We start from the raw sequence: 24561 nt of genomic DNA, 5'->3' as shown, positions 1-24561 counted from the left end.
CAACTTTATGATTTTATCATTTTATTATTAGTAATGAAACGAAATTTGTGAGGAAACATAGAATTTTTTAATTCACCTAACCAATTTGTACAGCCTACTTACTATTTAAGTTCATTTGAGAAGGAATGTACTCCTGCAGTTTTTTCACAACATATTGATTAGCATAACGTATCGTCGCGTGCATTTTCTCTATTTTTTTTAGAATTCTACTCTATGAATAAGAAAGGTAGAGAAAGTACAACCGTTTTATTAGAGCATCGCGGTCACAAGCAAAATTCATTTGTACCCGAGATGCTATTCTAAGGAGCTTGTTCCTCTTTTTACATAGAAAAACGACAGCTAAAAAAGCTGCCGTTTTCCTGATATCAAGTATAGCTTTGTCATTTTGACCTAATCGTTGGAGTTACGTCCTCTCCCATTTGAGGAATTATTATCATTATCATTTTGGCTTCTTGCTTCTCCACCTTTACGACCGATGTCCTGGTAGAAATCCTTGTCATGATTTTCAGCTGTAGCCTCTCCGCCTTTACGTCCTCTTTCCTCACGAGACATCTTAGAATCATTGCTATTACCGTTGTTGTTAGCCATTTTAAGATCACTCCTTAAGATTATTGAGGTTACATCCTTTAAATAGCCTGTACAACGAAAATAAAACTAGAACATTAAAAGTGTAATAATATTGTAAAATTTCGTTAATATTTGTCTTTTTTAATTAACCTCTGTTAAGAGTCAGGATTGATTTTTTAATGGGTAAGTATGGAAGAAACAGAGCAGGGGAAACCAATAGCCACTCATTTGCCTTTTGGTTTTAATAAAAAAGGTGATGATTACTATATTACTGGGCATATGGCCTATGGAAACCCTCAGAGGATAGGAAATGACATTGTTATAAAAAATCTTTCACATTTAGCCAATAAACCGTTTCAAAATAAAATGTTCAGCTCATGTATATTATATATGCCTTTTTATAAACTAACGGAAAAAGGGTGGTAATATGCAATTAAATTGGATTTGGAATGCGGTTCTAATTGTTTTAGTGGGAACGATCTTATTAAGATTTGCTGGTAGAAATTCAGTTTCTCAAATGACAGTATCCCAACTTGTCATTATGATTACGATTGGACCTATACTTAGTCGTCCCATTGAGAACAAAGGACTTTTGACCACATTTGGTGTTGTTTTAGTTCTTATTTTTACTGTGTATGGTATCCAGTATCTTAAAATGAAGTTTGATAAGATAGAAACATTTTTTAGTGGGAAACCCGTATTTATCATAGAAAATGGAAAAATAAATGAAGAAAACATGAAAAAAATGAGACTTACTCCTGACGATCTTGATATTCGATTACGCCAAGCTGGAAGTTACGCCATTGTTGATTTAGAGTGGGCAACTATTGAGGTTAGTGGAAAACTTGGTTATAAGTTGAAGGCTAATAAACAACCAGCCACCAGGGAGGACATTCAGAAATTAATCCAATTAGTTGAATCTAAGTACACCGATTCCATTTCTTTTCATAAAGATATGCACGCTGTGGGAAACAATATAGTTACTGAGGTTGCTTCTAAAAAAGATATCAATCCTTAAACTTCCAGTAACACTGATTAAGAGAACAAGAAATCCCTTCAGAGAGCAAGGTCTGAAGGGTATTTTTATAGGGGATGTTTTTTCACATTTTTCTGTGTTTCATGGATGAGGAATCGGTGCGTTTCTACTATAAGTGGAGATGTACCTTTCTTATTGAAGTAATATGGCAGATTTGTTTGTGAAGAAATGTACTTAAAGTAACGGGGCTTTAGTTCAATAACAAACCAAGCCACCGAAAAAGTAAATTGTGGATTCGAAATTTGTTTAGGTTACCAATATCAAAAATGAAGGCAATTATAAGAATTGGCAATGACTGCGATAAGGCAGTCTTTTTCTTTCGAAAAAATGAACATTGAAATTTAACAGAGTCCATTTGCAAAATTATCAACATTATCGCTTACAAAGCCAACCTTTTATTTAGCCAGAGAGAATGTTAAACAATAACCATAATTAGTAATCCCAACCTTAAATTAACAATGTAAAATTTGCATGAACATTCCGATATATATGATACATATAAATTAGAAAAGTAGGGGTCAAACGGATGAACTTTAAGAATTATTTTACTTCTAAAATCCAGCGTCAAATTCTTATTCCTTTTTTATCATTATTAATTATTGCGGGTGGGATTATTGCATTTATTAGTTATACACTGAGCGTTAAGATGACAACCAATGAGTTGACACTAACAGTCAAAGAACAAATGAAAAATACAAATGAAGCTTTTGAAATTTTCTTTCACAATACTGAGTCAACTATCAGTCTTTTTGCTAACAACGAAGAAGTAAAAAACTATAATACCAATAGAGAAGCCATTCTGAATGATTTTAAAGCAAAGATCGAAAGTGATAAAACAATCACTAATATTTATATGGGAACAGAAGAAACAGCAGAAATGATTCTATACCCACATGCGGAATTACCAGCTGATTACAATCCAAAAGAACGACCTTGGTATACAGATGCTATAAATAGCAAAGATAAAATCATCTGGACTGAACCCTATATCGATACAAGTACAAATCAAACCATTATAAGTGCCGCTAAAGCAATATATGAAAATGACAAGTTAATTGGAGTTGTAGCAGTCGATATCTCTATTGACACTTTAATTGGCATGATAAATGAAACAAAAATTGGTGAAACAGGATATGCATTTTTAGTTGATAAACATGGTAAAATTCTAGCACATCCATCTAAAGAGGAAATAACAAAAGATGTAAATAATGAACCGTTTTATAAGTTTATGGATAAAAAAGAAGGAGTAGTACATGCAACATATGAGGGTCAAGAGAGGGAATTTGGTTATTTTGTGAATCCGACAACAGGATGGAAAATTGCCGGAATTGTCAATACTGCTGAATTTGAGGGAAAAGGAAAACAGATCATAACTCCGATTTTAATTACTCTTCTTCTGGTTCTCGCGTTTTCGGTAGTAGTTTCTTTAATTGTTACCCGCTTCATAACTAAACCTATCAAGACTCTACAAGGTGCAATGGAACAGATCGAGAAAGGTGATCTTACCGTTTCAATCAATATAAAGCGGAGTGACGAAATAGGTGCTTTAGGTAAAAGCTTTGACCATATGATTAAACAACAAAGAGATATCCTGAAGAAGATATCAACAATATCTAATCAAGTTACAGATGCTTCCCAAACGTTAGTCGCAAGCGCCGAAGAAAATACCGCTGCATCAAATGAAGTGGCAACGACTATGGAACAGATTGCTTCCGGTGCAACAAATCAAACTGAAATTGTACAAATAAACGTTGTCGCATCTAATATGCTTTCGGAAAGCATAAAAGAAATTGAGATTCAATCAGAGAAAATTAAACAAGAGTCTGAAAATATGTTTGTTTCTTCAGAAGAAGGTATGGAGAAGGTCCACAATCTTCAAAAACAATTTGAAAAAACCAGTCAGCTTGCCTTAGAAATGGGAGAGGTTGTTAATCAACTAAATGAACGATCTTCTTCGATAAGTAATATTGTCCAAACAATCGGAGGAATTGCAAGCCAAACTAATTTATTGGCTCTAAACGCGGCTATTGAAGCAGCTAGGGCTGGGGAACATGGAAAAGGCTTTGCTGTAGTTGCAGACGAAGTAAGAAAACTTTCAGAGCAAACAAACCAATCCTTGAAGGAAATTTCAAATATCATCAGACTAATGCAAAATGAAACATCCAATACTGTTTCATTAATCGAACAAACGAATCAGTTCATCCTTGAACAAGGTAATACAGTAAATGAAACAGAAATCGCTTTTAAGTATATAAATGAAAAAGTCACATATAACCATAAATTATTCGAGAGAATAACCATAAGTATGAAAGAAATGGTGGAGCAAAAAAATCGTTTGCTAGAAAACTCCAACCATCTAAATGCGATTAGCCAAGAAACGGCAGCGGGCACAGAACAAGTATCTGCTTCCATTGAAGAGACTACTGCATCTATGGAACAACTAAATCACTTAGCTGTCGAATTAGAAGAGTTTTCAGTGGAAATGCAAAATGAAGTTCGAAAATTCAGTTTATAAAAAAAGCATTCAATATAAAATTTCATAGAATAATTAGATTAGGAGTTACATTCAGCTAGGACAATTTAAAATAAAAAATCCGCGGAAATTTGAATATGTTTTGTCATCGGATTTAATATAAAATGGCAGGGATTTTGAATAAAGCATGTCCTCACTGGTATAAGTTTTTCTAAAAAGGTAATTAAGGTTTTCTTAAAATTATGGGAAATACCCAGAGAATTAAGGTGGAATTTACCTTTTTCTTTGGGTGTTTTTTTTTGAAAAAGAGAGGGACTCTGTTTGGCAAGCTGGAAAAGACTGATGAGCTACAGAGTTTTTGATGCAATTATAATGATTAGGTTGTCAAATGACACAAAAGTAAGTGAGAATTTGTAAACTTTCTTATTTCACTCACGGTGCAAGAGTTAAAGAAATGATCGCTACTTTTGGGCATTTTCCTTATTGTCCTAACGGCAGTTTAGTTGAAGAAATATTTAGGTGAATTTTGTAATTACCAAATAATAAGCGTATCCCTCAAAAAAATGGTAATTATATAAAATAGAGGTGATTACTTGATAGGCCTTATTATAGCAATTATTGTTTATAATTTTATTGCCTTTAAGACAAATAAGAAACTAACAGGTAATAAAATTATACAAATTTGGACATTTACCGTTGCGTTTCAGATAATATTTGATGTCATTGTTGATTATAAATATCACGGTTACTGGTATTTTACTAAAGCTATTGATTGGCAAGGAATTATTCCACATTTACTATTAGTCCCACCAGTTAATATAATTTTTTTAAATTGGTTTCCTTTTGAAAAGAAAATTACTAAACAATTTGCGTACCTTATAATTTTTGTATTAGCAATAGTAATTTACGAAGCAATAGCTAATTTACCGAATCCTTGGGGATACTTTCATAATGGATGGTGGACGCTTTGGTACTCGGCTATCGTAGACCCGATACTTCTATTGATATTATTAGGATTTTATAAATGGATATGCCAACTAGAAATAAAAGCAGTAAGCAAATATAAGAAAAATGGTAATTGATTAGCGAATTTAACTTTTAATAATGACTTTACTCAACTAACGGGGGCGTTGATCCTAGAAGGATTAACGCTTCTTTTTGTTGAACTGTTATTGAAGTAACGGTTGCAAGAGTTAAAGATGGGAACTGTTGCGGCAATCCCGTTGTTTGTTCCACGAACGGGCAGTTGAATAAGAGCGGAATTAAGAACTTAAAAATTAATGTAAATGGGGATGGAGAATGAAGAATATAAAACGGACATTTTTTGCTGCCGTTGTTGTTTTACTAGTTGCTGGGGGTTGGTTTGGTTACCTAAAAATGACAGATGATACTTATGAAGGAATGTCAATTATTCCTGAACAACACGATGATATTCCTTTATTTGAAGGGTTAGAACCAACAAGAAGCAATTACGTTATAGAAGAGAATCGCTGGAATGATGTATATGATTTTTACTTTGAGAAACTACCTGAACTAGGATGGAAGAATGATTATGTACAAACTGCACTTGATGATGAAGACTCTGAAAATGATTGGGGAGGATTTCAATCTCGTTGGACAAAATTAGGTTTTGAAGGAGAGTTAACCATTTCTGCATCATACAATAAATTTGACGAACAAACGGAGGTAATGTTCGATCAAACACCAATTTATTATACTTCAACTTGGATAAATAAAGTTCCAGAAAGTATATGTATATATCAGAATTCAAACAATCGAGATTGTTCGGTAATAAAAGATAGAGGTAAGATTCAGAAAATAGTGAGTCTCATTAACGATGCAATTGATTGGGAAGGAAAAGCATTACCACGTGAAAAAGCAAGTACAATTGATTTTGGTGAGATAGATATAAAGGTTCTTTACGAAAAGGAGAAAGAAGTTTATTTTCAGTCGGAAAAAGGTCTGAAATTTATGAAGCCAGAACCTGAATTCTTTGAACTTACGGGAATCTCACAGTAAACAGTTTTAATTCCGGGTGCCTTAATCAATGGTGCAGATTATTTGAAGAAGGGTGATATAATATTTTAAAAGTCTGAATTAAAGACTTTGGGAGGATAAAGAAATGAAAATTGAAACAAGAGAAGCAAAGGTTAAAGACTTTCATCAAATGTTAGAAATATACAAAGAACTTGATGAAATACATAGGTTGGAACATCCCGATATATTTATAGAACCTGAAGGTGACGCTAGACCTTTAGAATATATTCAAAATCAGATTGAAGACGATGATAAATATTTAGTTGTGGCTGAATTAGATAATCTGATAGTTGGTTTTGTAGAATGTGTTGTTATGGAATCAAGTACATTTCCAGTTATGAAGAAAAGAAAATGGGTCGAATTAAATAGTCTAGTGGTTTTAAAGAGTTTTCAGAGTAAAGGTATAGGAAAAATGTTACTTGATTGTGTGGTTGAATGGAGTAATAAAAAAAGAATAAACAGAATTGAGTTAAAAGTATTTAATTTTAATACAAGTGCTAGAGAGTTTTACTCAAAGGCTGGTTTCAAAAATATCTACTCTAAACTGTACTTAGATTGTTAATTTTCTTAATAAAAGGGGCTTTAGTTTAAGATCGGGCTACCACACTTGTTAGCTGTTTTATTGTCCTAAAGGTCAGGATAGCTTTAGAAGAAATTAATAATTTTGTAGAAATGGATTTGAGGGGCTTGAATATTAAGGGGAAAACCTCCCAAATGAAGGAAGTGCTAAAAGATGAATTTACAAATGGTTATGCAGGAACTTGAAGCTCTGGGCAAGGAACGAACCAAGAAAATTTACATATCCAATGGCGCGCAGGAGCCGCTTTTTGGAGTGGCTACAGGCGCTATGAAGCCAATCGCCAAGAAAATCAAAATAAATCAACCATTGGCTGAGCAGCTTTACGCGACAGGGAACTACGACGCCATGTACTTTGCAGGCATTATTGCAGACCCAAAAGCAATGACTGAGGCGGATTTTGAGCGGTGGATGGATGCGGCGTATTTTTATATGTTGTCCGATTATGTGGTTGCAGTAACTTTAGCTGAAACTGATATTGCACAAGACGTTGCTGATAAATGGATTGCTAGCGGTGAGGAACTGAGAATGTCAGCAGGCTGGAGTTGTTACTGCTGGCTTTTGGGTAATCGCCCGGACGGTGAATTTTCTGTAAGCAAGATTGCCAATATGCTTGAAAATGTAGAAAATACGATTCATCATTCTCCAGAACGAACTAAATATGCTATGAATAGTTTTATTTACACGGTGGGGATATCATTTTTGCCGCTTCATGAAAAGGCGGTCGAGATCGCAAAGACTGTAGGCCCAGTAGAAGTAAATCAGGAAAAGAAAAAAAGTAAGTATCTACTCGCTTCTGAAAGAATTCAAAAGGGAGTAGATAGTGGGCAGCTTGGTTTTAAACGCAAATATGTAAGATGTTAACAGTAGTCTCGCAATGCGAATAAAAAGAAGATATAAGGCTCTTGTTGTATTATCGGTCAGCATTCATTTTGTTCCACACTTAAAATTTTCTTATAAATGTCAATAACAACGAAAAAACAGCAAACCTAGATTTGCTGTTTTTAACGTCATCTTAATGTTTAATTTCCTTTTATCTTTTAATAAGAGATAGGATTTTCTGTTGTCTTGCCCTTTACCGCATTTTGTCTCTGTTTTTTTGCTTTCTTAAAGTGAAACAGTTCGTAAAAAGTTGGAATCACAATAAGTGTTAATAGAGTGGATAAAGTTAAACCGGAAATTACCACAACGGCTAAACCTTTTGAAACAAGATTCATACTCATACCGGATTCGTTCGCGAAAAGAAGCGGCACCATCGCGAAAACGGTCGCAAGTGCTGTCATTAAAATTGGACGAAGTCTTACGATACCTGCTTCAATAATTGCTTCACGGATATTCATTTTTTCTTCATTATGACGAATGCGGTCAACTAACACAATCGCATTTGTCACCACAATACCAATGAGCATCAGCATGCCGATTCCGGCAGAAACATCGATACTTGATTTTGAGATGACAAGTCCTAATAGAGATCCGATTGCTGCAAGTGGCAGAGAAAACAAAATTGCGATACTCGCTCGGAAAGATTTTAAGGTAATTAGTAGAATTAAGAAAACCAATCCGATAGAGAACAACGCCATTTTTCCAAGTTCCATTAAATCATCTGTCGACTGCATAGATGATCCGGTAATCTCAGCTGTAGTCCCATCCCCAAATGTATGATCATTTTTCCACATTACTAGTTCTTTTTGAATCGCTCCTGTGACGTCACCCATTTTTTCTGGATCCACGGCTGCGCTGACTTGAAGATAATTGTGGCCATTTTTTGAGTAAATGGTTCCAGGCTCTTTTACATCTTCAATCTTCGCAATTTCAGATAAAGCTGTCATTCCATTTGGTAACATAATTTGTAAGTCTTCTAAGTCTTTTGAATTACTTACTTCTTTTAAAGCACCAAGTTTTACTGTAGTCGTCCGGCCATCTATTTTCATGTTGCCGATGATGGCTGGCTTAAGCATTGCGCCAATAGATTGTGCAATTTCTTCGGCGTTTACTAATTTCGAATCTACCGTTATTCTTACAGTTGGTTTTGTATTTTCATCATTATTTTCAACTTTTAGTACGCCTTCAATTGATTTTAGTTTCTTCTCGACTATGTTTGCTGCCTTTTCAATTTTCGCTTCATCATCGCCAAGCACGTCAACGGATACCGTTGTTGTGTTCGGGCCCATTAAACCGGCTGTATCTGCAGTAAGAACCGCACCATCGAATTCTTCCTTATGTTTACGGATATCTTTTACAATTGTTGAGGAATTTACATCTTCATCAAGGAATACCATGAACTGAATTTGGTTGCTGTCTTGAAGCTCACCGAATTGAGCCGCATCAGCATTGTTACCAACTTGAACGATGTGGTTTTTAACGCCTTTTTCCTTAGCTAAAATGCCTTCCATTTTCGTTAATCCACTTTTTACTTCTTCAAATGGCGTGCCATTCTTATAACGAAGCAAAACGGTGATGTACGCGCTGTCTGATTGATCGACTGAACCTTTTGGCATTGAAACAAATAAACCAACAGAGCCTCCGACCACTACGAGTGACAAAAGGATAGGCAGCCATTTATGATTCAAGCTCCAGCGAAGTACCGATGGATAAAATGTGCTTTGCTTATGATCCTTTATCTTCACGTTTTTCATCATTCTTGCACTCAAAACCGGTACGACCGTAAGTGAGACAAAAAGTGAAGCAAGCAATGAACAAGAAATCGTTATGGCAAAAGGCAATACAATATCCCTTAGACCTCCTGAGACAAGTCCCATTGGTAGGAAAACCGCTACGGTTGTGAGTGTAGAAGATGTAATGGCTGCTGAAACCTCTTTTACCGCACTAATTAGAAATTCAGGTGTTAATTCATTTCCAGTTTTTCTTCGGTAGATATTTTCAACAACTACGATACTATCATCCACTAGTCGTCCGACAGAAACTGCAATACCACCTAGTGTCAAAATGTTTAACGTTACGCCGAAAAACGATAGTAACAACATCGTAATACATAGAGAAAGCGGAATACTGATGATTGTAATCAGCGTCATTCGGAAACTGCGCAAGAACAATAAAATAATAAGCGTTGCAAATAGAGCTCCAATTAATACTTCACGTGTCATCGAGTTAATGGAGTCTAAAACAGTATCTGCCAAGTTAATAAATACTGTTGCTTTCAGCGTACCTTTATATTCCTTATTTATTTCCTTTGCTAATTCGTCTACTTGAGTTCCAACTGATACTGCGTTGGATGTTGAATCTTTTTGTACAACAATTTGAATGAAGTCTTTGCCATTCATATGTACAATGCTTTGTGTATCTTTTTCCAATGTAACTTCAGCTACATCTTGTAGCTTTGTGCTGGCGTTAATCTGTAGATTTTTTAGATCTTCTATTTTTTCGATCTTACCAGTTACAATGATGCTAGTTGCTTCATTGTTGAGTGTCTGTTCCCCCACGGCGACAGATGCATTTCTTCCTTGTAAAAGTGTATAAACATTTTGAAGTGGGATTTGGGAATTCGTTAATTTTTTCATGTCTAATTTGATTAAGACTTGTTGGTTTTTTCCCCCATACGTCATGACATTTCCTACACCTTTTATTTGTTTGAACTTTGGAAGAATGTCATTTTCAACAAGGTTCAATTCCTTATTACTAATCTCTTTTTCAAACGTTAAACCAGTATATACCACTGGTATTTGTGAGGTGTTCAAGAGTACAACAAATGGCTTCATTACACCAACAGGTAAATTAACAGTAGAGACAGCCTCTTGTACTTGTTGTTTTGCTTCCTTTAAGTTTGTATTCGATTCAAAAGTCAATGTCATTTGCGTAAAATTGTTTCCGGTTTCCGAAAGTACATCGCGTTTTCCTTTTACTCCTGCAAGTGACTTTTCAATAGGTTTTGTTACTTGTTCATCCATGGTGACAGCGTCAATACCGTTTCCGACTACTGATACCGTTACATATGGTTGATCTGCTTCCGGCATAAGTTCCATTGGGATGTTGAAATAGCTAATAATTCCAAAAACCATTGAGGCGATTACAGAAAAAGCTAAAGCCGCTTTATTTCGTAGCGCCCATTTTGTAAACCATGTCATAAATAACCTCCGAATATACATATTTATCAAACTAGGAAAATTATACCATTACATACGCGCTAACACATTACAAATTTTGAGATTTATTGAATTTTTAACCTAAAAAAAATAATGGTCATTCCTAGTATAGTCAACAACTAAATGTAAATCAGATTCTGGTGAAGCTATAGGAATAAGATGGTTCTTTTAAATCCTAAAATCCATGACTTTAGCAGTATTTAAATATCTATTCGAAGAAGTTATTATATGTGGATGCAATAGTTTAAAAAGCAGGTGTTATGAGCTTTTTTCATGTCGGCCTTATATTGCATCTATAGAATAGTAAAGTAAAAGTGAGGTAATAAAATGTTTAAAGATACATATGTCATGGCTTTCTTAACGTTTGGATTAGAATATGAAACGTTAAAGAACTTAGGGATTTCTATTGGAATCTTGGCTGTGTTTATTCTTTTTAGAAACATATTTACTAAATATGTGTTTCAGTTAATCTTAAAGATTTTCAAAAAAGCACCAACAGATTTCTTCACAAAAATCTGTTTAAGCTTTGAACGCCCTTTAGGATGGGCGTTTATTATATTAGGTTTGTATGTTGCGATGGATTATTTCCCTTTCATTGAACAACACAATTCGTTATTCTTAAAATTCTTACGTTCTATGGTCATTATTTTGATTACATGGGGATTGTTTAATTTGTCTTCTCCTACTACGGGGATTTTGGTCAGTGTGAACCAAAAGATGAACAATAAAATTGATTTAATTCTACTTCCTTTCATTTCAAGAACAATCCGTGTCATCCTGATTGCGATTAGTATCAGTATTATCGGTCAGGAATTCGATTATGACGTAAATGGCTTGGTCGCAGGTCTTGGTTTAGGAGGGCTCGCCTTTGCTTTAGCTGCAAAAGAAGCCGTAGGTAACTTAATAGGCGGAATTGTCATTGTAACGGAGAAACCTTTTACGGTTGGAGACTGGATCTTAACACCTAGCGTAGAGGGAACAGTAGAAGATATTAACTTTCGAAGCACAAAGATTAGAACTTTTAGTCAAGCACTCGTTACTGTTCCAAATTCAACCCTTGCAAACGAACCGATTACCAATTGGAGCCGTATGGGTAAACGACGAATCAATTTTCACTTAGGCGTTAACTATCAAACTACCAAAGATCAAATTACAAGAGTCGTTCATCGAATTGAACAAATGTTAAAAACTCATGATGAAGTTCATCAAGATACGATAATGGTGGCATTCGATCATTATAATGACAGTAGTCTTGATATTCTGTTATATTTCTTCACCAATACAACGGTATGGGCAGACCACGTTAAAATCAAACATGAAATTAACCTAGAAATCATGGGGATTTTAGAGGAAGAGGGAGTAGAAGTCGCTTTCCCAAGTCGAACCATTTACGTAAAACCACAATCAAGTGAATTATTTCAAACAATGGGATCTCTTGATTAAACTAAAGGGTTAATTAAAGAAGTAGCTAATCGGAAAATAACTGGTTAGTGAGATATAGAAGAATTACTTTACCAGACCGACAAGCAACACGCCTGTCGGTCTTTTTCTTATTCGAAAATGCTTAACCTAACTACAGTAAAATTTTAGAAGGTATAAATCTATATTACTAACATGCTTAATGGATTGAATATAAAAGGCTCTTTTCTAAAAGATTGTTGTTTATTAATCAGTTTTGTGAAAACAAGCCAATAATGAAGTTGATTGGAGCGGAAGGTGCGAGACTCCTCGAAAATCCTCATGATGCTTTCGCATCATTTCGTGCGATGTGAATTCCTGGAAGCTTTCCTTGTGCTACCGCCTTTCCTTCGTGCGTGGGTTTATTCGAGGAAGTCAACCAATGTCCTGCGGGATTAGCGGGACAGGTGAGACCCCGCAGGCGCGAATGCGCCGAGGAGGCTCACCGCACGCCCAAGACGAATTTGTCCATGAAAAAGCAGGCTTTAGTGCTTTTTCATAATTCGTAACGCGGAAAGCGAGCATCCTGGAGCGGAAATCAACCACTACAATCTAATAGCAACAAAGTTTATGAAAACAGCCATATAAAAAAACAACAAATCTTTCTGTTGGAGGGGGAGTAACATTCATGCAAGAAATGGATGAACTAAAAAGGGAGAATGCTATACTGAAAGAGAAGATTAAGGATTATGAGAAGTTAATCGATGAACTTTCAGCACCGGTCATTCCTTCAATTATACCTAATACCATATTAGTTCCTTTAATGGGGAAATTAACGACACAACGATTTAGCAGAATTCAAAATATCATCCTTCTTAATATACAGAATCAAAATGCCGATACCGTTCTGATTGATTTTACAGGGATTAGTGTCGATGAAGTGGATGCGATAGGGATTAGCCAATTAAGTCATGGGCTTTTCCAAATAAAAACTTCATTAAAATTAATGGGTGTCGAAACAATCTTTGTAGGATTTTCACCTCAATTTTCTCAAGGGTTGGTCCAAGCGGGAGTCGATGCTAAGAAACTGAATACCCATGCCACGTTTAGAACAGGACTCCGATATTTAATGAATAAAAAAGGTCTAGAGTTCAAATCAACAATAAATATTTAATGAAAGTTGTCCTTATAGAAAGTTTATTAACCGAGCTGTATTCCTTAAATTGGAATATGGCTTTTTTTATTTTTTCTAATAAGGAACATTGTAAATCACAAATTATATTGTTATAATGTGCTAGTGTGATAATATGGTAACGCACTAAAGTAAAATGATAAATACAAAAGGTGGTAATCATAACATGAAACGTTTAGCAACTTTTATTCTTATAATAGTAGGTTTATTTGCGATTGTAACTGGATGCTCGAAGTCCACAGAAAAAGAAGATAATACGCTTGTTATTGGTATTGACGATAAGTTTGCACCAATGGGCTTTAGAGATGAACAAAATGAAATTGTTGGGTTTGATATCGACTATGCAAAAGCGGCAGCAGAAAAGATGGGTAAAAAGGTTAAATTCCAACCGATTGATTGGAAAACGAAAGAATCTGAGTTAAGCAGTGGAAGAATTGACCTCATTTGGAACGGTTACACTATTACGGATGAGCGTAAAGAGAAAGTCCTTTTCACAAAGCCTTACCTAAAAAATGCACAAGTTGTTGTAACATTGGCTGATTCTAAAATTGCAAAATTAAATGACTTGGAAGGCAAAGTAGTAGGTCTTCAGTCGCTTTCATCGGCGGCAGATGCTTTGAATGCTGCACCAATCAAATCCAAAGTAGAAACAGTTACGGAGTTTTCCGATAATGTTCTCGCTTTGAATGATCTGAAGAGCGGTCGTTTGGATGCAGTGGTCATTGATGAAATTGTCATAAACTATTACATGACGAAAGAAAAAGAGGCATTTAAAGTACTTGATGAGTCTCTTGCTCCAGAAGAATACGGAATTGGCGTGAAAAAAGGCAATGAGGAATTGCTTGAGGAACTTCAAAAAGCTCTAGATGAAATCAACGAAAACGGAACTGCAGCTAAGATTTCGGAAAAATGGTTTGGCGAAGATAAAGTTTTAAAATAGTACGGAATATAGGGCAAAACAGGATTTCCTTTACGGGAAGCCTGTTTTGTTTTTGGAGGAACTTCTATGTCAATTGATTATCTAACATCTATATTAATGCCAATGCTTGACGGCGCACAGATGACCGTTCTATTGTTCTTCGTTGCGATTATCGTGTCCATTCCTCTTGGACTAGTGTTGACACTAGCAGTGGGAAGCCGATTCAAGGCATTATCGGGGCTGGCTCAAGGTTATATATATGTGATGCGTGGAACGCCACTATTGCTCCAATTATTGTTTATTTGTTTCGGACTTCCGATGATCCCTGTGATTGGGGAATATATGGTCCTTGATCGTTTTGTTGCAGCTTGCCTTGGGTTCATATTGAACTATGCAGCTTATTTTGCAGAGATTTTTCGCGGTGGCCTTTTGGCTATTGATAAAGGTCAATATGAAGCATCCCAAGTACTCGGTCTAAATAAATGGCAGACAATGACACGCGTCATTTTGCCACAGATGTTCCGCGTTGCCCTTCCGGCAGTGGCAAATGAGTCTGTGACCTTGGTAAAAGATACAGCACTTCTATATGCTGTAGCGGTACCTGAGTTATTACACTACGCACAGACCGCTGTTAATAGAGATTTTACGATTATGCCATTTTTCGTAGCGGGAATCATTTATTTAGTGATGACGATTGCCTTAACCATTTTCTTTAAGTGGCTCGAGAAGCGGTTCAAATTTGAATAGAAAGGAGTGAGTAATATGTCGATCATACAAATCTCAAATCTCAAAAAATCATTTGGCAGTTTGGATGTTCTAAAACAAATTACATTTGATGTTCAAAAAAACGATGTGGTGGCAGTAATTGGACCTTCTGGATCGGGAAAGAGTACAATGCTCCGAAGCCTTGTACATCTTGAGACAATCGATGCCGGTAGCATTTGCATAGATGGTAATTATTTGGTGAAGGATGGGCTGTATTCAAATCCACAGGAGTTAAAGCAAATTGCCTCTAAAATGGGCATGGTTTTCCAGCACTTTAACCTTTTTCCCCATCTCACTGTAAAAGAGAATCTGGAACTCGCTCCAAAGATGCTTAAGAAAACGTTAAATGAAGATATTCATAAGCAAAGCACTGACATTTTGGGGAAAATCGGATTAACAAACTGGGCATCATCCTACCCTAAGAATCTCTCTGGTGGTCAAAAGCAAAGGGTAGCAATTGCACGTGCTCTTATGATGAATCCAGAAATCCTATTGTTCGATGAGCCAACATCTGCCTTGGATCCCGAATTGACTGGCGAGGTTTTGCAAGTAATGAAGCAATTAGCAGAAGAAAAAATGACAATGATTGTCGTAACTCATGAAATGGGGTTTGCAAGGGAAGTAGCGAATAGAGTGGTTTTCATGGATAACGGAGAGATTATTGAATCAGATCATCCGGAGGAACTGTTTACCAACCCTAAGAATGAGCGAACTAAGGCTTTCCTGAATCGGAGTTTAAAGTAGGATTTAAACGTTATTATACTATCTCCTCTATAATGGGGAGATTTTTTTATGGAATCTATGTTAAAGCTCAATATTCATAGTATCTGCTTCTTTTTCAAAAACTAACAGAATATACCTTAGAATGATAGAACATTGACTTCTTAAGGAAAAGTAATTATTATATGTTTAAACGCTTAAACATATAAAAATTTCTTCCTGGAGGTCAAAATGAAAAAAACAGTATTAATTACGGGTGCAACAAGTGGATTAGGATACGAGTTTGTGAAATTATTCGCCGCTGATGGATACGATCTGGTTCTTGTCGCTAGAAACGAAAATATAATGAGACAAATTCAAAAGGAATATCCCTATACGAAAATCACTGTGATTACAAAAGATTTAGGTGAACCTAGTGCTGCACTCGATGTTTTCACTGCAGTAGAGAATAATGGTATTGAAATTGATGTGCTTGTGAACAATGCAGGCTTTGGTTTATTAGGTGAATTTGATCGTCTGGATATCCAAAAACAATCAAATATGATTCAATTAAATGTAACAGCATTAACAGAATTAACCTATTATTTCCTGCCACAAATGAAGCAACGAAAAAGTGGAAGAATCATGAATGTTGCCAGTACAGCAGCATTTCAGCCTGGTCCGATGATGGCCGTCTATTATGCAACCAAAGCCTATGTACTTTCATTCTCAGAAGCACTTGTCGAAGAACTGTCAGGTTCCGGTGTGACTGTCACAACGCTCTGCCCTGGTGCAACTAAAACTAACTTTGGTTCGGTTGCAAATGTAGAAAAAACAAAAATGTTTAGTAAGGCAATGTCATCGGAGGTAGTTGCGAAGCAAGGTTATGCAGCGTTAATGAATGGAAATCGTGTAATGATTACAGGTGGTATGAATAAGGTTGGAGCAATTGCAGCTAAATTTATGCCAAGAAGCATCTCAGCCAAGATTGCAAAATTTGTTGCAGGGGAAAAATAAGGCATCAATTTTTAAAGGGGAAGATCAGATGGGAAAACAGGCGATAGACGTATTTCGTGCTTGTATACCGCTATTTAATGCGTTAAGTGATACAGCAAGACAAGACATTATCTTATTGTTAGCTGAACAGGAACGATTAAGTGTTAACGAAATTGCAGAGCAATCCAATCTTTCAAGACCGGCAATTTCACATCACTTAAAAATACTACGGGAAAATCAGCTTGTTGAAATAGAGCAAAAAGGGACAACGCGGTACTACTCACTTTCGTTAGACCAAAGTGTTTTGCAACTAAAACAGTTGATTGAGGTTGTAGAATCTGAGTGTATTTTATAATGAAGGGCGGTAATGAAGCGATGGTTGAGTTAGATATGAAAAAAATCTTACAAGAGCATAAGCAATTCTTTCACAATGGGCACACGAAAACCCTCGAGTTTCGCCTAGAACAATTGCAGAAACTTAAAGATGCCATCATTCGTTATGAGAAAGAAATCATTACGGCATTAAACAAAGATCTTCGTAAGAGTGAGTTTGAAGCCTATGGGACAGAAATTGGCTTTACACTTGATAGCCTTCGTTACATGTTGAAAAATTTGAAGCATTGGATGAAACCTGAAAAGGTTAAAACACCGCTTCATCAGTTTCCTGCTAAGAGCTACATTATGAAGGAGCCGTATGGGACTGTCCTTATTATTGGACCATTCAACTATCCATTTCAATTAATTATTGAACCTTTAATTGGGGCCATTGCAGCCGGTAATTGTGTTGTATTAAAACCTTCTGAAAGCACTCCACATGTTTCTGCATTGATTAAGAAAATGATGAGAGAGACTTTTGATGAGCATTATGTCCGTGTGATGGAAGGGGAGAAGGAAACGACTTCCCTATTAATCCATGCACCATTTGATTATATATTCTTTACAGGAAGTGTCCCCGTTGGCAAAATCGTCATGGAAGCTGCAGCCAAAAACTTAGTCCCGATTACATTGGAGCTTGGAGGCAAAAGCCCGGTAATTGTAGATGAAACGGCCAATCTTGAAATTGCCGCAAAAAGAATCATGTGGGGAAAAATGATTAATGCGGGACAAACCTGTATTGCTCCTGATTATGTCATTGCACATGCAAAGATTAAAGATGCATTAATTGATAAGATGAAGGAAGCTGTCACTTCTTTTTATGGAACGGATGCTTCGAAAAGTGAGGACTATGGAAGAATTGTGAATGAGCGTCAATTTGATCGACTTGCCGAAATTATCGAAAAGGACAGAAGAAAAGTCGTCTTTGGAGGGAATGTCCTACGAGAAGATTTATACATCCAACCTACCATTTTCGATAAAATTACCTGGGATGATGCTTCCATGATGAATGAAAATTTCGGACCTATCCTTCCCGTTCTTGAATTTAATCATCTTGAGGAAGCCATCAACATGATCAATGACCGGCCGAAACCATTGGCTCTCTATATTTTTACGGAAAACAAAAGAGTAGAAGATGAAGTGTTGAGCAAAGTTTCCTTTGGAGGAGGCTGTGTAAATGATACCTTATCACATGTTGCGAGTGCCCATCTTCCTTTCGGTGGTGTTGGAAATTCGGGAATTGGTGCTTATCACGGAAAACATAGCTTTGAAGTATTTTCACATAGTAAAAGCATCTTGAAAAAAAGTACAAAATTTGAATTAGGAATCGTTTTTCCTCCATACAAAGATAAGATTAAACTTGCAAAAAAGTTGTTGAAATAATTTTTTATAGGCAGGAAGAAGGTAAATTGTATTGAAAATAGCTGTCATTGGGGCAACAGGGATGATTGGACATCATACAGCAAATGCCGTAATAGAAAGAAACCATGAGCTAATCATTTTACGCCGTTCTTCATCTAATACTGAGAAATTGAAGGATTTGGTCTATGTTGACCGAATTGTTGATTTTAATGATCGTAAAAGCATTACTCAAGGCCTAATCGGGGTGGACGCGGTCATACATTGTGGTGCCTATTATCCGACAATCCCCCGTTATTGGAAAGAAGATGTAAAGCTTGCTTCTGAGCAAATGGAAAACTTCTATGAAGCATGCAAAGATATTCCTCTTCATAAAATCGTTTATGTCGGTGCAGCGATTGCTTTGCCCAAACATCCTGAAGGGGAAAATGGAACCGAGGAAATGGTTTATTCTTCGACACCACAAAACAAGAATCCTTATCTACAAGTGAAATATGAATTAGAGGAAATGGCAAAGCAATATGCCTCCAAAGGTTTACCTGTTGTGATTGGCATCCCTTCCATGTGCTTTGGTGAATATGATTATGGGCCATCAACAGGTCGATTAATCGTTGATATAAGTAACGAGAACTTGCCAGCTTATATTGAAGGGAATCGGAATGTTATTTATGCGGGCGATGCCGGAAGAGGTCTTGTTATGGCTGCCGAAAAAGGGAGAATTAGTGAGCGTTATTTATTCACTGGCACAAATGTTTCCATGAAAAATCTAACTAAATTAATAGCGGATTTATCAGGAGTGGAGCCTCCCAAAAAGAAAATTCCATTACCGATTGCAAAGGTGATTGCACACTTCCTAGAATTTAAGGCAAAAATCTTCAAAGAGGAAAAAGTGAAACTAGATTCAACTGCTGTAGCCGTTATGGCACTTGGACAATTTCTTGACGGATCAAAAGCAAGGCATGAGTTTGGTTTTACACAGAGTGAGACGTTAGAGGAAACGATAAAAAGGTCCTTGACTTGGTTTTTCAATGAAGGATATATAAATAAAAGAGATAGATAGCCAGTGAAAGAGTTCAATTAATTGGACTCTTTTTGTTTGGCTATGTTAAAGCACATGGTTGATTTTCTGCATTTTGTTGGTTGGAGCGAAAGGCGCTTGACTCCTTGAAAATTCTCCATTATGCTCGCATAAAATCGTGCAATGTAAATTTAGGGAAGAATTCCTTGTGCTACTGCCTTTTCTTCGTGCGTTGGTTCTTTCGAGGAAGATCCAAAATGTCTTTAGAAAGAAAGCGACTGGAGCGGAAATCAACATTAAAATTTAACAGAGCTTTTTGTTTTCATTATTTGAGGCTGCATGAAACTATGTGGTAGTACGCTATTCGAGTTATTGACAGATGATTAAGTTAGAAGTAAACTGAAATCACCGTAGATGTGAAAACGGTTGCACCATAAAAGAAATAAAATAGTTTAATTGAGTATATTCTATTTTTTTACCAAATGATTAAACGTTTAATCAAACTATCAAATTATATATGAGGATGAGACTTAATGAATAAGAAATGGTGGAAAGAAAGTGTTGTTTATCAAATTTACCCAAGAAGTTTCATGGATAGTAATGGTGATGGAATTGGGGATTTGAAAGGTATTACTTCTAAGCTTGATCACCTGCAGGATTTGGGTATTGATGTTATATGGCTTTCACCGGTTTATAAGTCTCCTAATGATGATAATGGCTATGATATTAGTGACTATCGAAATATTATGGACGAGTTCGGTACTATGGCAGATTTTGATGAAATGCTTGAAGAAGCGCATAAACGTGGAATTAAGATCATGATGGATCTCGTTGTAAACCATTCATCAGATGAACACAGCTGGTTTATTGAATCACGCAAGTCCAAAGATAATCCATATCGTGACTATTATATTTGGAAAGATGGAAAAGATGGACTTCCTCCTAATAACTGGGGAGCGTGTTTCGGAGGATCTGTATGGGAGTACGATGAAACTACCGATGAGTACTATCTACACTTATTCTCAAAAAAACAACCAGACTTAAATTGGGAGAATCCTCGTTTGCGTCGTGAAGTATACGATTCCATGACATACTGGTTAGATAAGGGCATCGATGGTTTCCGAATGGATGTAATTAATTTTATTTCTAAGGATACTAGTTACCCAAATGGAGTTGTGCATGAAGGAAGCCACTATGGTGATGGTGGACAATACTTTTTGAATGGCCCAAGAATCCATGAATTCCTTCAGGAAATGAATAAAGAGGTTCTTTCAAAATATGATATTATCACTGTTGGTGAAATGCCAGGAGTGAATGAAGAACAAGCGAAACTTTACACAGGCAATGATAGAAATGAACTTAACATGGTCTTTCATTTTGAACACGTCGGTTTAGGCGATGGGAAATTCGGAAAATGGTCAGCCTTGCCTTGGAAATTAACAGATTTGAAAAAGATTTTTACAAAATGGCAGGTTGGCTTAGCTGAAGATGGTTGGAACAGTTTGTATTGGAGTAATCATGATCAGCCACGTGCGATTTCGAGATTTGGAAATGCTAGTGAAGAATATCGCGAGCTTTCAGGGAAAATGTTAGCAACTTGCCTTCATATGCTACAAGGAACGCCTTATATCTACCAAGGTGAAGAGTTAGGGATGACGAATGTTGCCTTTGATCGTGTAGAAGACTACCGTGACATTGAAACACTAAATGCTTATCGTGATTATGTTGGTGATGGAAGGATCTCACATGAAGAAATGATGCGTGGCATCCATGAACGTGGACGCGATAATTCAAGAACACCTGTACAATGGACAAACGAAAAAAATGCAGGTTTTTCTGAAGGAACACCTTGGATTGATGTGAATCCAAACTATACAAAAATTAACGCAAGCAGTGTAAAAGAAGATCCTAATTCAATCTTCCATTATTATAAAAAGTTGATTCAATTGCGTAAGAAAATGGAGATTATCGTATACGGTACTTACCAAATCCTTATGGAAAATGATGAGAAGATTTATGCTTACACAAGAACACTGGGTGATGAGAAGTTGTTGGTGATTACGAACTTCTCAAAAGATGAGCCTGTCTTTGAATTACCAGAGGATATTACATTTGATTCAAAGGAATTGTTAATTAGCAATTACGATGAAGTGGATGGCGATATTTCTTCTATCACTCTAAGACCTTATGAAGCGAGAGTTTACCTTCTAAAGTAAGTTCAAGTAAACCTATAGCTGTCCCATTTAAGTGCAAAGCACAGATGGGGCAGCTTTTTCTCAAATAAATAGTGGTTATCTCTTTGTGCTTTCTTCGAGAGGAGGTTAGAAATGAGCAGAAGAATCAGTATTAAGGATGTTGCTGACAAAGCAAAAGTGTCCATTGCAACCGTCTCGAATGTGATGAATGGAAAAGGACGGATGTCTGAAGAGACAATTAAGCATGTAACAGCTGTTATTGATGAGTTAGGCTATACACCTAATATGGCTGCCCGAAATTTGAAAACGAACAAATCACAGCTCTTTGGCGTTGTCGTTCCTACTGAAAAGAAAGAGAAATTGTATGAAAATCCTTTTTATTGGAGTTTTGTTAACGGTCTGGAATCAGGTATGAGGGAGCGGAATTACCAGGTCATATTAGAGGGCATTAACGAGGAGGCTGAATCATTCTCCTTCGTGAAAGAAAGGCAATTGGATGGCCTTGTCATTATAGGGACCCATGAAGGTTCATCTATCATTGATAAAGTATTAGCATTGAATGTTCCATGCGTATTTGTTGATAGTTATCTGGAAGATCCGAGTTTGTATCAAGTAATGATTGATGACCATAATGGCGGCTATATGGCGACTAAACATTTAATTGACTTAGGACATCGGAATATTGCCATCATAACTGGCAGACCCGTAAAAGGACATGTTATTGATAACCGTCTTCAAGGTCATATGAAGGCTCTTGAGGAAGTTGGAATCGTCTTCCATGAAGAGTACGTAATCGAGAGGCCGATTAACACTTATGGTGGTTACTCTAGTGCTCAACATATCATGGAAAAGTATCCTAATGTCACAGCCGTCATTGCTTTTTCTGATATAACAGCAATGGGGGCAATGAAAGGATTTATCGATCATGGTTGGCACATACCGCAGGAAATCTCCATCGTAGGATTTGATGGCTTATTTTTTGCAAACTTTCTGTCTCCTTCCCTTACGACGGTTCATCAAGACATAGAGCTGAAAGGGAAAATAGCTCTGGATTTATTAATGAAACAAATGGATGGGAAGGACGTCATTTCAAATAAAAAGGTCGTGCTTCCGGTTGAATTGAATATCGGGACAAGTACCTCCAAGAATGAATAAGCAGCTCAGTGTTTGGGCTGCTTATTCTATTCTCTCTTTTTCGAACAATGAAGGATTAACCAATCCGCTTAAGCTTTCGGTTGAAGCCCACAGATTACTAAGGAATCTAGGCATCATTTGTTTGGATGGAAGATGGCGATACTTAGAAAAATAAATAAACAGTTTAAGGTAATTACATGCATTTATGGGAATATGAATGTTTTCTGCATAATAATTGTTTTCCGTGATAGTGGCAAATGAACGGGTTTCGAAACCCGTTACAAACCTGGTTCGCTTCCCTTTGTATTCGTTAGGTATGAAATGTAGGTTTTTGACGATTAGGGGATCATCGCTACCATCATAATTGGCAAAACGAAGTTGTTTTACAGGTGATACATCATCAAGATTTTCCACCACATATAGTGCATGTCCGTAAGCCTTATCGAATCCCTCTCTTAAAGGTTGCATTTGTAGTTCATTTAAGCGATCTACCAACGGGAGAACATCATCCTTTAGATAGGTGGGACGGAAGATTTGCCGGGAAAGTTTTAATTTATCCAGTGTTTCGCAAGTGAAGGATGTGAAAAGGTACCAGTATCCTTGATCATCTCTGCTCACAAAATCTCTCTCAGATTTACTGTGAATGTAAAAGTCTCTAAAACGGTCATTTTGATCAAAAGTAAAATCTTCCTCTTCTGTTCTTTCCTTATTTGTATTTAATGGTTCCTCTATCGGTACGGCCAATTGTGAAAAAATCATTAAATCAACCTCAATTCTCCTAACTTTTCACTTTAACTTACCTTGAATCAAGCTAAAATAAACAATTCATATTAAATTTGATGACCTTCTCAGGTAACTAGTGGCATGCATGCTCCTTTTTCAGATTGGATAAATTAACATGAATACACCGTTTTTAAGGAGGACCGGAATGAAAACTTTAAGAATTTTTTATTTTGCTGTAATGGTGTTTAGTTTTCTGTTATATCCTACGCAAAGTGGAGCGAAACAACTTAGAGCTGCTATCATAATTGATGATTTTGGTGGAGGAGGAGGTGGAGTAAACGAATTTTTGGAAGGAGATATTCCGATTACGGCTGCGGTAATGCCTTTTACGGAAAAATCTAGAGAACATGCAGAATGGGCGCATAGAAATGGATTTGAAGTAATGGTGCATTTGCCAATGGAACCGAAGAAGGGGAAAAGGTCATGGTTAGGTCCGAAACCAATTACGACCGATCTAAATGAAGATGAAGTAAAGAAGCGTGTAATCGAAGCAATCGAAAGTGTGCCACATGCGAAGGGATTAAATAATCATATGGGCTCCCGTGCTGTTGAAAATGAAACGATTGTGAGGGCAATAGTAGAAGTAGTCAAAGAAAAAAAGATGTTTCTAGTAGACAGCGGTACAAGTCCAAAATCTAAGTTCCCCAAAATAGCTAAGGAACTTGGTGTCCCTTTATTATCAAGGGATGTTTTCCTCGATGATATTTCATCAACAGCTCATGTGAAAAAACAAATGATGATATTGGCAAAAATTACGGAACAAAAGGGAGAAGGAATTGCTATAGGTCATGTGGGAGTAACGGGTAAGAAATGTTCAACAGGCATATTTGAATCAATGACATATTTTAAACAAAGAAACATTGAGATTGTCCCAGCTTCTGCGCTCATTATGGATGAAATCAGAAAACAATATTTTTTATTTTAATATTAACCAAAGG

General features: G+C 36.4%; 20 protein-coding genes and 2 pseudogenes. 19 read left to right on the top strand and 3 right to left on the bottom strand.

All coding sequences use genetic code 11. The features are described 5' to 3' along the window. Positions 1-441: 441 nt before the first annotated feature. Positions 442-588 (bottom strand): annotated as a pseudogene (locus tag BMZ31_RS05060) (KGG domain-containing protein); the annotation flags it as partial. Positions 589-747: 159 nt separating this feature from the next. Here BMZ31_RS05060 and BMZ31_RS20685 point away from each other — a divergent pair. The 7 genes and pseudogenes from BMZ31_RS20685 to BMZ31_RS05025 all read left to right on the top strand — a co-directional run. Beyond that, positions 748-867 (top strand): annotated as a pseudogene (locus tag BMZ31_RS20685) (FMN-binding negative transcriptional regulator); the annotation flags it as partial. 127 nt (positions 868-994) lie between these two features. Next, positions 995-1585, top strand: coding sequence for a DUF421 domain-containing protein (locus BMZ31_RS05050; RefSeq protein WP_090830611.1), 591 nt, complete (start codon positions 995-997; stop codon positions 1583-1585). 544 nt (positions 1586-2129) lie between these two features. Further along, on the top strand, positions 2130-4118 hold the full coding sequence (locus BMZ31_RS05045; protein WP_090830610.1) for a methyl-accepting chemotaxis protein: 1989 nt from the start codon (positions 2130-2132) through the stop codon (positions 4116-4118). Positions 4119-4669: 551 nt separating this feature from the next. Next, positions 4670-5158: a hypothetical protein gene (locus BMZ31_RS05040; RefSeq protein ID WP_090830609.1), complete on the top strand. Its 489-nt coding sequence runs from the start codon at positions 4670-4672 to the stop codon at positions 5156-5158. Positions 5159-5375: 217 nt separating this feature from the next. After that, complete coding sequence (locus BMZ31_RS05035) at positions 5376-6095, top strand: hypothetical protein (protein ID WP_090830608.1); 720 nt, start codon at positions 5376-5378, stop codon at positions 6093-6095. 103 nt (positions 6096-6198) lie between these two features. Further along, the gene (locus tag BMZ31_RS05030) at positions 6199-6675 is read left to right on the top strand and encodes a GNAT family N-acetyltransferase (protein WP_090830607.1); all 477 of its coding nucleotides are present in this window, start codon (positions 6199-6201) and stop codon (positions 6673-6675) included. A 171-nt stretch (positions 6676-6846) separates the two neighbouring features. Continuing rightward, a complete protein-coding gene (locus BMZ31_RS05025) occupies positions 6847-7554 on the top strand; it encodes a DNA alkylation repair protein (protein ID WP_090830606.1) in 708 nt (235 codons plus the stop codon). A 176-nt stretch (positions 7555-7730) separates the two neighbouring features. Here BMZ31_RS05025 and BMZ31_RS05020 read toward each other — a convergent pair whose 3' ends face one another. After that, entirely contained in the window at positions 7731-10772 is a 3042-nt protein-coding gene (locus BMZ31_RS05020; protein WP_175478005.1) for an efflux RND transporter permease subunit, read from the bottom strand. Positions 10773-11117: 345 nt separating this feature from the next. Here BMZ31_RS05020 and BMZ31_RS05015 point away from each other — a divergent pair, with 345 nt between their 5' ends. The 11 genes from BMZ31_RS05015 (at position 11118) to BMZ31_RS04965 (ending at position 22861) form a co-directional block, all read left to right on the top strand. Continuing rightward, positions 11118-12233, top strand: a complete 1116-nt coding sequence (locus tag BMZ31_RS05015; protein WP_254778589.1) for a mechanosensitive ion channel family protein — start codon at positions 11118-11120, stop codon at positions 12231-12233. A 643-nt stretch (positions 12234-12876) separates the two neighbouring features. Next, a complete protein-coding gene (locus tag BMZ31_RS05010; RefSeq protein WP_090830604.1) occupies positions 12877-13362 on the top strand; it encodes an STAS domain-containing protein in 486 nt (161 codons plus the stop codon). A 184-nt stretch (positions 13363-13546) separates the two neighbouring features. Further along, positions 13547-14320, top strand: coding sequence for an amino acid ABC transporter substrate-binding protein (locus BMZ31_RS05005; protein WP_090830603.1), 774 nt, complete (start codon positions 13547-13549; stop codon positions 14318-14320). Between the two features lie 66 nt (positions 14321-14386). Then, positions 14387-15046, top strand: coding sequence for an amino acid ABC transporter permease (locus tag BMZ31_RS05000; RefSeq protein ID WP_090830602.1), 660 nt, complete (start codon positions 14387-14389; stop codon positions 15044-15046). 15 nt (positions 15047-15061) lie between these two features. Further along, on the top strand, positions 15062-15808 hold the full coding sequence (locus BMZ31_RS04995; protein WP_090830601.1) for an amino acid ABC transporter ATP-binding protein: 747 nt from the start codon (positions 15062-15064) through the stop codon (positions 15806-15808). Positions 15809-16015: 207 nt separating this feature from the next. After that, the gene (locus BMZ31_RS04990; protein ID WP_090830600.1) at positions 16016-16780 is read left to right on the top strand and encodes an SDR family NAD(P)-dependent oxidoreductase; all 765 of its coding nucleotides are present in this window, start codon (positions 16016-16018) and stop codon (positions 16778-16780) included. A 28-nt stretch (positions 16781-16808) separates the two neighbouring features. Next, on the top strand, positions 16809-17114 hold the full coding sequence (locus BMZ31_RS04985; protein ID WP_090830599.1) for an ArsR/SmtB family transcription factor: 306 nt from the start codon (positions 16809-16811) through the stop codon (positions 17112-17114). A 20-nt stretch (positions 17115-17134) separates the two neighbouring features. After that, positions 17135-18517, top strand: a complete 1383-nt coding sequence (locus BMZ31_RS04980) for an aldehyde dehydrogenase (protein ID WP_090830698.1) — start codon at positions 17135-17137, stop codon at positions 18515-18517. Positions 18518-18548: 31 nt separating this feature from the next. Beyond that, entirely contained in the window at positions 18549-19553 is a 1005-nt protein-coding gene (locus BMZ31_RS04975; RefSeq protein ID WP_090830598.1) for an NAD-dependent epimerase/dehydratase family protein, read from the top strand. Between the two features lie 491 nt (positions 19554-20044). Continuing rightward, entirely contained in the window at positions 20045-21727 is a 1683-nt protein-coding gene (locus BMZ31_RS04970; RefSeq protein ID WP_090830597.1) for a glycoside hydrolase family 13 protein, read from the top strand. A gap of 111 nt (positions 21728-21838) precedes the next feature. After that, positions 21839-22861, top strand: a complete 1023-nt coding sequence (locus BMZ31_RS04965; protein ID WP_090830596.1) for a LacI family DNA-binding transcriptional regulator — start codon at positions 21839-21841, stop codon at positions 22859-22861. Between the two features lie 21 nt (positions 22862-22882). On the opposite strand, the gene BMZ31_RS20230 is transcribed toward BMZ31_RS04965, so the two are convergent. After that, positions 22883-23599 carry a hypothetical protein gene (locus BMZ31_RS20230; protein WP_175478004.1) on the bottom strand — a complete coding sequence of 239 codons (717 nt, stop codon included), beginning with the start codon at positions 23597-23599 and terminating at the stop codon, positions 22883-22885. Positions 23600-23768: 169 nt separating this feature from the next. Between BMZ31_RS20230 and BMZ31_RS04955 the strand changes: the two genes are divergently transcribed. After that, on the top strand, positions 23769-24548 hold the full coding sequence (locus BMZ31_RS04955; RefSeq protein WP_254778587.1) for a divergent polysaccharide deacetylase family protein: 780 nt from the start codon (positions 23769-23771) through the stop codon (positions 24546-24548). Positions 24549-24561: the final 13 nt, after the last annotated feature.

Origin of the sequence: Bacillus sp. cl95 (assembly GCF_900115925.1) — a bacterium.
Lineage (GTDB): Bacteria > Bacillota > Bacilli > Bacillales > Cytobacillaceae > Neobacillus_A.
The sequence above is the reverse complement of the archived record's forward strand: the minus strand, read 5'-3'. Positions and strand labels throughout refer to the sequence as shown.

Excerpts from the sequence above, each read along its gene's own strand:
- BMZ31_RS05050 (WP_090830611.1), top strand. The coding sequence starts at position 995 with ATGCAATTAAATTGGATTTGGAATGCGGTTCTAATTGTTTTAGTGGGA.
- BMZ31_RS20230 (WP_175478004.1), bottom strand. The coding sequence starts at position 23,599 with ATGATTTTTTCACAATTGGCCGTACCGATAGAGGAACCATTAAATACA.
- BMZ31_RS04990 (WP_090830600.1), top strand. The coding sequence starts at position 16,016 with ATGAAAAAAACAGTATTAATTACGGGTGCAACAAGTGGATTAGGATAC.
- BMZ31_RS05030 (WP_090830607.1), top strand. The coding sequence starts at position 6,199 with ATGAAAATTGAAACAAGAGAAGCAAAGGTTAAAGACTTTCATCAAATG.
- BMZ31_RS04980 (WP_090830698.1), top strand. The coding sequence starts at position 17,135 with ATGGTTGAGTTAGATATGAAAAAAATCTTACAAGAGCATAAGCAATTC.
- BMZ31_RS05015 (WP_254778589.1), top strand. The coding sequence starts at position 11,118 with ATGTTTAAAGATACATATGTCATGGCTTTCTTAACGTTTGGATTAGAA.
- BMZ31_RS05045 (WP_090830610.1), top strand. The coding sequence starts at position 2,130 with ATGAACTTTAAGAATTATTTTACTTCTAAAATCCAGCGTCAAATTCTT.
- BMZ31_RS04970 (WP_090830597.1), top strand. The coding sequence starts at position 20,045 with ATGAATAAGAAATGGTGGAAAGAAAGTGTTGTTTATCAAATTTACCCA.
- BMZ31_RS04965 (WP_090830596.1), top strand. The coding sequence starts at position 21,839 with ATGAGCAGAAGAATCAGTATTAAGGATGTTGCTGACAAAGCAAAAGTG.
- BMZ31_RS05000 (WP_090830602.1), top strand. The coding sequence starts at position 14,387 with ATGTCAATTGATTATCTAACATCTATATTAATGCCAATGCTTGACGGC.
- BMZ31_RS04985 (WP_090830599.1), top strand. The coding sequence starts at position 16,809 with ATGGGAAAACAGGCGATAGACGTATTTCGTGCTTGTATACCGCTATTT.
- BMZ31_RS05010 (WP_090830604.1), top strand. The coding sequence starts at position 12,877 with ATGCAAGAAATGGATGAACTAAAAAGGGAGAATGCTATACTGAAAGAG.
- BMZ31_RS05020 (WP_175478005.1), bottom strand. The coding sequence starts at position 10,772 with ATGACATGGTTTACAAAATGGGCGCTACGAAATAAAGCGGCTTTAGCT.
- BMZ31_RS04995 (WP_090830601.1), top strand. The coding sequence starts at position 15,062 with ATGTCGATCATACAAATCTCAAATCTCAAAAAATCATTTGGCAGTTTG.
- BMZ31_RS04955 (WP_254778587.1), top strand. The coding sequence starts at position 23,769 with ATGAAAACTTTAAGAATTTTTTATTTTGCTGTAATGGTGTTTAGTTTT.
- BMZ31_RS05005 (WP_090830603.1), top strand. The coding sequence starts at position 13,547 with ATGAAACGTTTAGCAACTTTTATTCTTATAATAGTAGGTTTATTTGCG.
- BMZ31_RS05025 (WP_090830606.1), top strand. The coding sequence starts at position 6,847 with ATGAATTTACAAATGGTTATGCAGGAACTTGAAGCTCTGGGCAAGGAA.
- BMZ31_RS05035 (WP_090830608.1), top strand. The coding sequence starts at position 5,376 with ATGAAGAATATAAAACGGACATTTTTTGCTGCCGTTGTTGTTTTACTA.